General features: G+C 34.4%; 7 protein-coding genes. 1 reads left to right on the plus strand and 6 read right to left on the minus strand.

What is annotated here, in order from left to right:
* The coding region (locus tag ACN0TY_RS04920) for a beta strand repeat-containing protein (protein ID WP_417443594.1) at positions 1 to 5,031 on the minus strand (5,031 nt) is incomplete at its 3' end.
* A gap of 405 nt (positions 5,032 to 5,436) precedes the next feature.
* Here ACN0TY_RS04920 and ACN0TY_RS04925 point away from each other — a divergent pair.
* Entirely contained in the window at positions 5,437 to 6,309 is an 873-nt protein-coding gene (locus tag ACN0TY_RS04925; RefSeq protein ID WP_236957921.1) for a pseudouridine synthase, read from the plus strand.
* On the opposite strand, the gene ACN0TY_RS04930 is transcribed toward ACN0TY_RS04925, so the two are convergent.
* The 5 genes from ACN0TY_RS04930 to ACN0TY_RS04950 form a co-directional block, all read right to left on the minus strand.
* On the minus strand, positions 6,295 to 7,656 hold the full coding sequence (locus ACN0TY_RS04930; RefSeq protein WP_417443595.1) for a mannosyltransferase: 1,362 nt from the start codon (positions 7,654 to 7,656) through the stop codon (positions 6,295 to 6,297). The two genes, ACN0TY_RS04925 and ACN0TY_RS04930, sit on opposite strands and share 15 nt — an antisense overlap.
* Positions 7,657 to 9,144 carry a cellulose synthase family protein gene (locus ACN0TY_RS04935; RefSeq protein WP_236957923.1) on the minus strand — a complete coding sequence of 496 codons (1,488 nt, stop codon included), beginning with the start codon at positions 9,142 to 9,144 and terminating at the stop codon, positions 7,657 to 7,659.
* Positions 9,141 to 9,830 (minus strand): glycosyltransferase family 2 protein, encoded by a 690-nt coding sequence (locus tag ACN0TY_RS04940; RefSeq protein WP_417443596.1) that lies wholly within the window; start codon positions 9,828 to 9,830, stop codon positions 9,141 to 9,143. The genes ACN0TY_RS04935 and ACN0TY_RS04940 overlap by 4 nt, the downstream gene beginning before the upstream one ends.
* A 67-nt stretch (positions 9,831 to 9,897) precedes the next feature.
* The gene (locus tag ACN0TY_RS04945) at positions 9,898 to 11,496 is read right to left on the minus strand and encodes a 4Fe-4S binding protein (RefSeq protein ID WP_417443597.1); all 1,599 of its coding nucleotides are present in this window, start codon (positions 11,494 to 11,496) and stop codon (positions 9,898 to 9,900) included.
* A gap of 13 nt (positions 11,497 to 11,509) precedes the next feature.
* Positions 11,510 to 12,805 carry an NAD(P)/FAD-dependent oxidoreductase gene (locus ACN0TY_RS04950; RefSeq protein WP_417443598.1) on the minus strand — a complete coding sequence of 432 codons (1,296 nt, stop codon included), beginning with the start codon at positions 12,803 to 12,805 and terminating at the stop codon, positions 11,510 to 11,512.
* Positions 12,806 to 12,950: the final 145 nt, after the last annotated feature.

Genomic DNA, 12,950 nt, shown 5'->3' on the forward strand with positions numbered 1-12,950 from the left:
TCCATCACCTTCGTTGTATGTGTTTCCATTTAGCCCAATGCTCAAATCATCATTAGAATCCGCTGTTCCAGTAACAATTGGAGTAGTATCATCAGTAACTATAAGATCTACAGTTGGCGTTGTAGGTGGCGTATTATCATCAGCAGTAATAACTGTAAGTTCATTTGTAGTGTTATCTGTTGATGAGTTTCCGCTATCGTTTGTAGCCACTGCGATAATATCATAAACACCTCCAGAAAGTGTATTTTCATCAGGAATTTGTAATGTCCAAGTATCATCTCCATTATCCGTTAAGTTTCCATCTTCTTCAGTATAGATATTTCCATCTAAACCAATATTCAGCGTGTCATTAGAATCCGCTGTTCCTGTGATGATAGGAGTTGTGTCTTCAGTAATTAATTGATTTACTGTAGGAATTGTAGGAGTGTTTGCAGGACTGGTTATGGTAAGTTCATTTGTAGTATTATCTGTTGATGAATTTCCATTGTTATTTGTAGCTGTTGCAACTATATCATAAACTCCTTCAGAAAGCATATTTTCATCAGGGATTTGTAATGTCCAAGTATCATCACCATTATCTGTTAGATCTCCATCACCTTCTGTATAATTATTTCCATCTAAAGAAACATTTAAATTATCATCAGAATCTGCAGTTCCTGTGATTATTGGTGTTGTGTCTCCCGTTGTTATTTGGTTTACTGTTGGAGTTATAGGGAATGTATTTTCATCAGGACTAACAATTTTAAGTTCATCGGTAGTGGTATCTGTAGCTGTTCCTCCAGAAGCATTCATAACAGTAACAACAACATCATACGTTTTTAAACTTAAGGTGTTGTTAGTCGGTATAGTTAATGCCCATGTGTTATCTCCGTTGTCAAAAAGACTACCGTCACCTTTCGTATATGTTTTACCATCTACTGTAACTATGAGGTTGTCGTTAGAATCTGCAGTTCCTGTAATTGTAGGAGTTGTATCTTCTGTAGTTAATTGATCAACAGTGGGAGTTGTAGGAGTAATAATTGCGCTGTTAATAGTCAGTTCATTCGTGGTGTTGTCGCTTGCAGAATTTCCAGCCATATCTGTAGCCGTTGCTATTACATCATAAACTCCTTCTGTTAAAGTATTTTCATCTGGAATCTGTAGCGTCCATGTATTGTCATTATTATCAGTTAAATTTCCATCACCTTCTGTGTATAGTATTCCGTTTACTTCAACTGTAAGATCCGTTGTAGAAGTAGCTGTACCATTAATCATTGGAGTGGTGTCTTCTGTAGCTAAGCTATTTACAGTTGGAGTGTTTGGAAGTGTGGCGTCAATCGTTAGTTCATCTGTAGTGGTGTCTACTGAAGTATTTCCGATAGGATCCATTACAGAGGCAACAACATCGTAAACACCTTCTGGAAGCTCATTAGTAGCAGGGATATTTAATGTCCATGTATTGTTTTCATTATCAATTAAATTTCCATCTTTTTCTACGTATGTGATTCCATTTACAGTAACGCTTAATTGATCTTGAGAATCTAGAGTCCCAGTAATTGTAGGTGTAGTGTCGTTTGTAATTAAACTATTTACTGTTGGAATTGTTGGATCGGCGGTATCAATTGTTAATTCATTTAATGTAGTATCAGAATTAGTATTTCCAAAGGTATCAGTAACTAGTGCTTTTACATCATAAAAACCATCAGGGAGTGCATTTCCATCTGGAATCTGTAATGCCCATGTGTTGTCACTGTTGTCGATTAAGTTTCCATCGGATTCTGTATAAGTAATTCCATTTACGGTTATCTCCAACTCATCAATGGAATTTGCGGTTCCAGTAATAGTTGGTGTATTATCTGAAGTTGCTAAGAAGTCTACGGTTGGCTCATCTGGGATACTAGTATTGATGTTTAGTTCATCTGTAGTACTATCATTTGCAATATTTCCAACTTCATCCGTGAGTATAGCCTGCACGTCATAAATACCATCTGGTAATTCATTTGCATCAGGAATTTGTAGTGTCCATGTGTCATCTCCGTTATCTGTTAAATCTCCGTTCCCTTCTAAATATGTAATTCCATTTACAATTATTTTAAGGTTATCCTCAGAAGTGGCTGTACCAGTTATAATTGGAGTTGCATCATTAGTGTCCTGTTGATTTACTGTAGGGGTTGATGGAGGAGTGGTGTCTATAGTCAGTTCATTTATAGTACTGTCGTTAGCGCTTAACATTCCATCTGAAGCTGTAGCGTTTACATCATAAATTCCGTCTGGAAGTGTGTTTGCATCTGGAATTTGCAATGTCCATGTATCATCTCCGTTATCGGTTAGGTTTCCGTCTCCCTCTGTGTATGTAATTCCATTTACTAATACAGTTAAATCATCTACAGAGTCTGCAGTACCTGTAATATTTGGAGTGTTATCATTGGTAGCAAGTAAGTCTACCGTAGGCGCATTAGGAGCTAATGTGTTTATTGTTAACTCATCTGTTGTATTGTCATTAGCGGTATTTCCAGCTATATCTTTAGCCGTTACCATGATATCGTATGTTCCATCCGGGATAGCATTTCCATCTGGAATTTGTAGCGTCCATGTGTCATTACTATTGTCGGTTAAGTTTCCGTCTCCTTCTGAGTATGTGATCCCATTTACAGTTATTTCTATTGTATCTTCTGACAATGCTGTACCAGAAATTTTAGGAGTATTGTCGTTAGTTGATAATGGAGTTACTGTCGGAATTTGTGGGTCTGTGAGGTCAATAGTCAGTTCGTTTATAGTATTATCTGTTGAAGAATTTCCAGCAGCGTCATTAACTGTTGCGATAATATCATAAACACCTTCTGGCAATTCATCTCCTGTTGGGATTTGTAACATCCATGTGTTATCTCCATTATCCGTTAAGTTCCCATCTCCTTCGGTATAGGTAATTCCATTTAAATCAATACTAAGTTGATCTGTTGAGTTTGCGGTTCCAGTTATTGCAGGAGTTGTATCATTTGTTTGTTGTTCATTTACCGTTGGTGCAGTAGGAGGAGTAACATCTATGGTGTATGTTTCTGTATCAGTACCACTACTAGTACATATAGTATTGTTGCTCTCTACTGTAGCTTGAATTGTAAGATCACTATCTGCCAGAAGATCACTTCCGTTTACTGGAATTTGAAAACTACCATCGGGTGCTACTGTTCCAGAATATTTCACTTTATTAATGGTAAGTGTGATCGAATCTCCAGGTTGTGAATCTCCTCCTGTATCTCCTGAAATAATGATAGATGTAGTAGATTCATTAATGTTAATAACATCATCGGCAGTAATATTAGTATCAAGTGTTATGGTAGGGTTTAGCGTGTTCGTTATTACATTTATTGTTGCTTGCGCTAAGTCGCCATTAGCATTATTACATCCTGTCTCATTATTGGTAATACTTACATAATAACTAATAGGAGTGTCTGTAGGTGTTAACCCAGAAACAGTAAGTCTTCCATTTTCATCAATAGTATATGTTATTGAACCTTGTGTCAAACCATCGGTAATTGGAGTTACTTTATCAGGGTCAAAAAACCAGTTGAAAGTTCCATTAATGCTGCTTGATGGTGTCAGTATAGCATTACTAGATTCACATATGTCATTTTCGGCTCCTGTTATCGTAATATCTGCAGCTGTTGGTCTATCTATCGCTCTAACATGAACAGCCACTCTTGCCGATTCTGTATCGCATCCTGATTTAACAGAAGCTACATAAAAGGTGGTGTCTTCGTTTATTGTTGGCGTCGTAAAAACATCTCCAGAGTTTGTAGATGCTATTAAGTTGCCTCCAGTTGCAGCATCATACCATCTTATTTGTAGGTCTGTTGGGTTTGTACTCGCCGTTAAGTCAGCACTTGTTCCTATGCATACTGACACATTTTTAGAACTTTCACTAATGATTGGTAAAGCAGGTGTTCTAGTAATTCCATAAAGATCCAAGCTTTGGGCAATCTCTACATTTAAAAGAGAGCTGTAGCGAACTGTAATTTTGTCTACAGGTACTCCGGGGCTAAAAGGAATTGATGTTGGTAAATTTTTATTTGCTTGTATTTGTATGAGGCTAAGTAGATCTACATCTAATAAACTTGAAAAAGGTATGTTTTGTACTATTTCACCGTCATTACTAGCGATAATATTGATGCTATTTAAAGCTCCCACTGAAATTAAAGCAGGCGATAGTTTTAATCGGATATTGAAGCTGTCTGTGGTATTTGATGATCCTTCAAAATAGATAGACTGTTGTATTGACGCTAAAACACTTAAGATTCCTAAATTTAATTCAGAGTGATTTGCTGGGTTCCCATCAATAGCATATTGAGGGTTTCTAACACCCGCACCTCCAATTTGAAGAAGGTCTAAGCTAATCCCGCTACCGTCAAATGATGTAAAGGAAGGATTCCCACATTCTAACGGATTGGTAGCATAGTAAACATCGTAAACACCAAGCCTTTTAGTGTTTCCTAGTCCTACAAGAGATCCTAATCTGTTGGTAAGTCGTACTCGGTCGTAAGCTTGGTTTGGAGTGATGGCAATAAAATATTTTCCATTTCCATCTACAACAATTCTCAATCTATCTGTGGCCATGCTGTTTTCAACCTCAGAACGGCCAGTAATAATACTAGTTCCTCCATTTAATGCTTGAACAGTAAACTCTTGATTACCTATAAGTACTGTTCCTAATACATCTGATAGCAAAGAACCTAAGCTTCCTCCTAATAAAGTGGGGAGTAGATTCTCGTCAGTGTCTATTTTTATATAAGAAGTTGTATTTGCTGGAACAGTTTGTGGAAACTTGAGTTCTATACGACCAGAATAGCTTCCCAGTCCTACTATTAATCCAGAACTTGCTCTCACATTTGCTTTGGTGTTTAAATTTCCATCGATTGCATTTCCAGAGTTGTCAGTAAATCTCTCACTAGTGATTGAACTAGTGAAAGTTTGCGATTGAGCATGAGACTCAATGTTAAACAAAAGCGCGCAAATAATCGCTGCGCAGAACTTTAATTGTGTGGTAAAATTTCTCATAGGTTATCGGTTTACGTTGGTTTGCGTAAGTAAAGGGGAAGTCAGTAATATTGGGTGTAGGGGAGGGAGTACCTATGTTTTTTGTAGCAGTATATATACTTTTTTTTTAAGTAAAAACTTATAATCCGCTAACGTGATATTGATTTTTGTATTAAAATTCATACAATCAATATTACTATATATACGAAGTTTGTTCAACCTTAGTTTTGTTAAAATGAAGTTAAAAACTCAATAATTTTGTTATGTTTTCATGTGAATAGTTACATAATTATGTTAATTGTTGCGGATATTATTAAAAGTTAATATTACTGTTATAATATTAAAAATTGAAGTTATCTATTATTAATAATATTTCTTTTTTTATGTTTTGAATTTGATTACCATATCTTTGCAAAAAATAAGTTTATGAGTAGAGAGGATAAATCAAGAAAAGGTAAGAGTTCTGGAAGAGATGCAGGAGGAAATAAAAAGTTCTCAGGAAGACAAGGAGGGAACATGAAAGGAAAGAGTTTTGCCAGAGGTAATTCCCCTGTAAAAAGTACTCCTTCTCCAAAAAAGAGTAAATCGGCTTCCGATGAAATTCGGTTAAATAAATATATCGCAAATAGTGGTGTTTGCTCTCGTAGAGATGCAGATATATATATTGCATCAGGAAATGTTACTGTTAATGGTAATGTTGTTATTGAGATGGGATATAAAGTAAAACTCTCCGATGAGGTTAAATTTGATGGACGTAGCATTACTCCTGAGAAAAAAGCATATGTTTTACTAAACAAGCCTAAAGGTTTTATAACAGGAAATTCTGAAGAAAAAGGAAAGCGTTCTGTGATGGATTTAGTAGGTAATTCTACCAAAAGTAGAATCGCACCTGTAGGGATGTTAGAGAGAAATTCTACAGGATTGCTATTGTTTACTAATGATATTGAATTATCTAGTCGCCTTACGCAAGGGCAAGGCTTTAGAAAAATTTATCATGTAACCTTAGATAAGACATTTAAACACGAAGATCTTCACAGAGTAAGAGAAGGACTAGTTATTGATGAAAAGGAGATAAAAGTAGAGGAGATTACTTTTATTGAAGGTGGAAATAAAAATGAGATCGGGATAAAAATCTATAGCAATAGAAATAGAATTGTTTCTCGTATTTTTAAACACCTAGAATATGAAATCATTAAAATTGATAGAGTTGCTTACGGCGGATTAACAAAGAAAGATCTTCCTAGAGGAACATGGAGACACCTTACAAATCAGGAGTTAATCAACCTAAAGATGCTTTAAAAGAGGTTTTTTAATAAAAACTTCTTTTAAAAAGTAGCTGTAAATAATTATGTACTCTAAGGCTACAATCCATAGGTTTTCTTTAAAAATACTTTGTGAATAGGCGTAATAGCTCAGTGCAACAACAAGAGACCAAATAATTGGATATTTATAGTTTGTAAATACACATAAAATTAGAGGAGTAGCAATATACCAAGGGTGTACGGTGGTACTCATAAAAAAGTAAAAAGTAACAGCCATTAGCATTGAAACAATCAATGTTTTTGGCTGATTGTTTTTTCTGAATATTGCTAGCGAGATAATAAATAATAAAACGGTAATCGCCATTCTAAAGCCTGCGGTTTCAATAATATTATATCCCTTTGTATAAAAACCAATCTCCCTTACGATATAATATATACTCGCATTGAACTCAAATTTTCTAAACCAAAGTCCAATAGTAGCACTATAATTATTAATTAGTTCTGAAGAAATAAAAGGGAGGAATGTTGCTAGTATCCCAATTCCAACTATAAAATAAAAAGCTGTTAGTTTTAGTGCTGATGCCTTTAATTGCTTTGAATCCTTTATAAACCACCGTAAAAAAAGAGGCAATAGGAGTAGCGGAAGGAGTTTCACTGAAATAGATATTGCTATCAATACAGCACCAAGAATCCATTTGTTTTTTAATATAAAATACAATGCTGCTACCAGAAAAAACAGCATTACACCTTCAAAATGTAGATTCCCAGTAAGTTCTATGACTATAAATGGATTTAAAAAGTACCAGAAGATCTGATGTTTCGGTAATTTTAGCAGCGATATTATTTTTAACCCAAAGTATAAGATACCAATGTCCGCAAGGATTATAAATAATCGGACTGTAATAATATTTCCTAAAATACTTTCGCTGCCAAAAAAAGCACTCAAGAAAAATAGTAACTGATTAACAGGTGGGTAATTGCTATAATGAGAGGCGCTTAGGTTTCCCATCCCGTTATAAAGAGTTTTAAAAACTTCAGAAGAAAATAAATCTTTACTTATTAGTTCGTTTGGAGTGTGTAAATAGGGGTTTATATCATTAAGAATCAACTTCCCGTCCCATATAAAACGATAAAAGTCTTGAGATAGGTTTGGCGTAGTTCCAATAAAAACTAGTCTGGCGGTAATTCCAAAAATCAACAACAATAAAAAGTTGCTCTTTTCAAAAACTATAATTTTATAAAAAAAATAGAATAAAGCGATGTATAAACTAATGAGTTTTATAAAATCTGTTCGCTCTAAATCATATCCAAAACTAAAATAGAATAGGATAGAAGCTATTATAAATAGCAAAGAATATTTATGCTTTTTCCAATAATCGAACATTTATACTCGTGACCTAATTGAATGGAAAAATACAAAACCAAAACCAATAACGAGCATTAGGTGAAAAGGGAATAAGCTAAAATCGTGTAATTTAAATGCGCTTAGCATTCCAAATAAGAAATAAATTATCAGGAGTGCTTCGAGTATAATATTCTTAGAAATGGACTTTACCATATATTTATTCCCTTTCCAAGAATCAGAAATATTTTTGATATTAAATTTTGGAGTTCTTACAAAATCACTTCGTTTTCCCATATGACCTTCGATTACAGCAAAACTGTTATGAAGTGTAAACCCAAGAATCACCGTAAAAAAGGTAACGAATATTTGGGTGTAAGCAATAAAGCCTTTAGTCCCTTTAGATTGGATATTTTTATACGTAAACCAATAGCAGACGTATAGAATTAGAGTGCTTAAAATAAATATCCCCGTGAGATCAAATATCCATTTCGGAATAAAATCTAGTTGTTTTATGAATAAAATAGGAACACTTAAAAAGGAAATAATAAAAGCACTAAGAAACATAGAGCTGTTTAATAGATGTATAAAACCGTGAAATTTTGTTTTTGCTGAAATATTTTTTGCGGCAAGTAGATTACTAACAATTTTTCTAAAATTTTCTGCTCCTCCTTTATTCCATCTAAATTGTTGTGTTCTAGCGGCACTGATAACTACTGGAAGCTCCGCAAGAGTTTCTACATCTTCTAAATACTTAAATTTCCAGTTTTTTAACTGTGCACGGTAGCTAAGATCAAGATCTTCAGTTAGGGTATCTCCTTCCCAATTTCCAGCATCTATAATGCAGCTTTTACGCCAAATACCTGCGGTACCATTGAAGTTTATAAAATGTCCTTTTGAATTTCTACCTACTTGCTCTATGGTAAAATGGGCATCTAAAGCGAAAGCCTGAATTTTGGTAAGCAGCGAATAATCTCTATTAATATGTCCCCATCGGGTTTGTACTACTCCAATTTCGGGGTCTTTAAAATAGGGAACTGTCTTTTTAAGCCAATCGTGAGCAGGAAGAAAATCAGCGTCGAATATTGCTATAAATTCTCCCGTAGCGCTTGCCAATCCTTCTTTTAGGGCACCAGCTTTAAATCCTGTACGATTCTCTCTTGTAATGTGTTTTATATTGATTCCTTTTTCTTGAAGGACTTTAATTCTTTTCGCAGTATCGTCAATAGAAGCATCGGTAGAATCATCTAATACTTGAATTTCTAACTTCTGAGAAGGGTATTCTATCTTGGCAATATTATTTAATAAGCGTTCGACAACATACTCTTCATTAAAAATAGGAAGTTGGATTGTAACGGTTGGGATTTGTTTTGCATCTAGAAAATCATACTTAGGCTCATTTTTAACAACCTTTCGATATTTTAAATAGTTGATAAGTAGATTTAATTGCGTTAAACTATAAAATAGAATAAGCATTAAAGCTAGTGTGTAAACCCCAAGAATGATGTATGAAAATATTTCAAGTATCATTTAAAACTGTATTTAAAAATCCAACTTAAAATTTTAATCCCTGCCATAATGCTTCCTTTTACAGTTCCAGAAACTTTAGAAACCCCAATTCTATTTTTATATCTAACGGGAACTTCTGCATAAGTATATTTCTTTTTTAACGCTTTTAATTGCATTTCTACGGTCCAACCATAGGTTTTATCTTCCATTTCTAACGCTAGAAGCTTATCATATTTAATAGCTCTAAAAGGGCCTAAATCTGTGAACCTAGCATTAAATAATATGCTCATTAAGGTTGTTGCTAGCCAATTACCAAAAACCTGCTGCGGAGTCATAGAGTTTTTAGCTCTTAATTCTTTCGTTCTAGCTCCAATTACAAAATCAAGATTCTCATCTACAATAGGGGCTATTACTTTTGTAAGTTCTTCCGGGTAATCAGAATAATCTCCATCTAGAAAAACAATAATATCAGGTTTGTTTTCACTCCTTTGAATGTAATCCATCCCTTTCAGACACGCATATCCATATCCCTTTCTGTCTTCAGATAAAACTGTTGCACCAGCTTTTTTAGCTACGATTTCAGTATTATCAGTAGAGTTATTACTGACAACAATAATCTCATCAACAATTTCAGGAATGTCATTTATAACATGTGCAATAGAAGCCTCTTCGTTGTAAGCGGGGATGATTACCTTAATAATATTCATTAAAAAACACCTAAATTATTTTGCAAAAGTACCACCTTCATTGTAATAAGTCGGAATAGATATGATATTATTTATTTTGTTTGATAAGATCTAGTAAATCAACATCATTACCCAGTAAAACGGCATCGCTATTAATACGACCTTTAGGAGTATCGTTTTCTAGTTTTAAAACACCTCGAGGGCAAACAGCTGAACAAATACCACATCCAACGCAAGAAGCTCTTACAATGTTTTCCCCTTTTTGAGCATAGGCTCTCACATCGATTCCCATTTCACAATAGGTAGAGCAGTTTCCACATGAAATACATTGCCCTCCATTGGTTGTAATTCTAAATTTAGAGAATAAACGCTGTTGCAATCCTAATATTGCCGCCATTGGACAACCAAAGCGACACCATACACGATTTCCGAAAATAGGATAGAAACCTGTACCAATAACACCAGAAAATATAGAACCGATTAAAAATCCGTATGTACTTCTTAGTGTTTCAGGGTTGAAAATGAAAACATTACTTCCACTGAAATAGTGAATAGCAATAAGTCCCAATGTAATCGCTAAATAACCTATTGCACCATATCGAGCGTCTTTTTTAAGTTCTTCTTTTTTAAAGATCCAGATTACAGCAAATAAAACACCTAAGAATACAGCTACTCCGATTAAGAAAAAGTCTTTATTAAGCCAATATTTAGCTGCATCGTAGCTTAAATAGCTATGGATAACAGCAGTAGTCATTAATACAGAAAAAACAAGTACGCTATGTACAACCCATCGCTCAATTTTCCATGCGTTTAAGCTTTTATCAGATAACTGTCTAAATGCATCACCAGAAGTTTCTGCCAAACCGCCACAACCACAAACCCAAGAACAATACCAGCGTTTACCGTAAAAGTAAGTTAGGATTGGAGTAATTATAAAAATAGAAGCGATTCCGAAAATAAGAAGTCCCATTCCTAAATCTCCAGAACTTATAAAGCCATCCATTCTATATTGCTCAAAATTATAATAGTTGAGAGGCCAGATATTCTTTAAGTCATAATAAGGGATATTATATGCTTCGGATGAATTAAGACGAGCCATTAACTCTGGAATTATGAAAGCAAATGCGGTCTGAAAGAACATAACACTCACTGTTCTTATAATTTCATAATTGTTATGTCTGTGTTTCCATATAAACTTTATTCCAAAGGCTAATATAGAAACGGTATAGAGCGTTCCGTATACAAACCATTGACTAGCAGGATTTCCACTTAAAAGCTCGCTTAATGGGTCGAATAAAGCGATTAAACCAACATTGCCCCCTTCTGATCTTAACCCGATGTATTGTGGGTAGAAATAGAGAACTATATAAAATCCAGTTAGAACGAGTCCGAGTAGCCAAGCTAAAAAACCTCTTGAAGAGATTGATTTAAACCAAACACCATCATTTTTTATCCCAGCAGATTTATCGCCATAAGCTCCATACGAGAATAATATTATTCCAGCAGTGATGGCTCCTAAAGAAATTGATAACCAGAGTCCTTTATTAGGAAAATTAATATTGAAAGTAGCGAGTAATAAAACCCCTAGCCCAAACATTCCTAGTACAACAGATAGCTTCTGTATTACATTAAGAGCAACTGGTGGCTCTCCAGATAAGGACATGTTTTTTTGTACTGTATTGTTCATATAAAGTTATCTTTTATGCCGTTTTAAGTTGACCTTTAAATGCTTTTTTAATTGCTGAAAAGTGTTTGCTGTAAAATTCAGGATCGAAACTCGCCTTTTTAAGGTTCTCAATTACAAAGTCTATTTTTCGACCTTCAGAAATCCATTGATCCATTACCTTATGTTCTAATCGGATTCCAAAAGTATTAATACCTAGAAATGTATTGTTTTCCTTATTATAAGAAATAGTGATGCATTTTTTACCATCTGGATGTTCCCAGAAAAAATGATTTTCATTCACTTTAGGTTTTGCCCATACCCAACCATATGTTTGGTATTCGATGTCGAAAAATTTAGCCGAATTAAACCAATTACCAGGATGATATGCTGTTTTATTTCCACAGATTGTCTGTGCAACAGCTTCTCCCATCATCCTTCCTGTGTACCAAACTGCTTCAATTGGTTTACGTTCTCCAGTAGGTTCTAATTGCTCTGCGCAATCGCCAATTCCATAAATATTTGGGATATTAGTTTCTAGATATTTATTAACCTTAAGGCCTCTTCCTGTTTCAATAGCAGTATTTTTTATAAAATCTATAGCAGGACTTACTCCAGCTGTTAGACCCACAAGATCACATTCTATTTTTTCTCCTGTGGAAGTTATAACTGCTTTCGCGCGTCCATTTTCATCAGCTATAATCTCTTTAAGTTCTGTTTCTAGTTTTAAATCAATATGATGATCTCTAATATGTCTAGTTATAAGATCGGCATCTCCTTTTGGAAGAACACTTCCCCAGAAAGATTTATCACGAACTAAAAAAGTAACAGGAATTTCTCGAGTATGAAGCATTTCTGCCATTTCTACACCTATGAGTCCGCCACCAACAATAACAGCACGTTTGCACACTTTATTATTTGGCGCATTGACTTCAAGAAGTTCTAAATCTTGTTTTGAGTAAAGACCTTGTACGCCTTTTAAGTCTTGCCCTGGCCAACCAAATTTATTAGGCTTGGAGCCAGAAGCAATAATAAGATCATCATAATTTAACGTAGATCCATCAGCAAAGAGAAGTTGTTTGTTATCAATTTTAATTTCATTTACAAACCCTTCCTTTAATTCAATTCTGTTTTTCTCCCAAAACCAATTTTCATACGGTTGCGTGTGTTCAAACTTCATATGCCCCATATAAACATACATTAATGCAGTTCTTGAGAAAAAATATTTAGACTCGGCAGAGATTACAGTTATTTTATAATCGCTTAATTTGCGAATGTGCCTTGCTGCAGTAATTCCGGCAATGCCATTACCTATAATTGCGATATGTTTCATGTGTTTTTTGATATAGAATATACGTCGTAATGCAAGGTAAGAACTTATAAGTGGTTTTTAATTTAGAAGCATTTTAAATTAATAATTGATTATTTTCACTTGATAGCTACCTACTTAGAATTTTAAGTTTAATAAAATTTTTTAG

This window comes from Joostella sp., assembly GCF_048266025.1.
Classification (GTDB): domain Bacteria; phylum Bacteroidota; class Bacteroidia; order Flavobacteriales; family Flavobacteriaceae; genus Galbibacter; species Galbibacter atrarenae.

Coding starts and splice junctions, on each gene's coding strand:
- ACN0TY_RS04925 (WP_236957921.1), top strand. CDS start 5,437: ATGAGTAGAGAGGATAAATCAAGAAAAGGTAAGAGTTCTGGAAGAGAT.
- ACN0TY_RS04930 (WP_417443595.1), bottom strand. CDS start 7,656: ATGTTCGATTATTGGAAAAAGCATAAATATTCTTTGCTATTTATAATA.
- ACN0TY_RS04935 (WP_236957923.1), bottom strand. CDS start 9,144: ATGATACTTGAAATATTTTCATACATCATTCTTGGGGTTTACACACTA.
- ACN0TY_RS04940 (WP_417443596.1), bottom strand. CDS start 9,830: ATGAATATTATTAAGGTAATCATCCCCGCTTACAACGAAGAGGCTTCT.
- ACN0TY_RS04945 (WP_417443597.1), bottom strand. CDS start 11,496: ATGAACAATACAGTACAAAAAAACATGTCCTTATCTGGAGAGCCACCA.
- ACN0TY_RS04950 (WP_417443598.1), bottom strand. CDS start 12,805: ATGAAACATATCGCAATTATAGGTAATGGCATTGCCGGAATTACTGCA.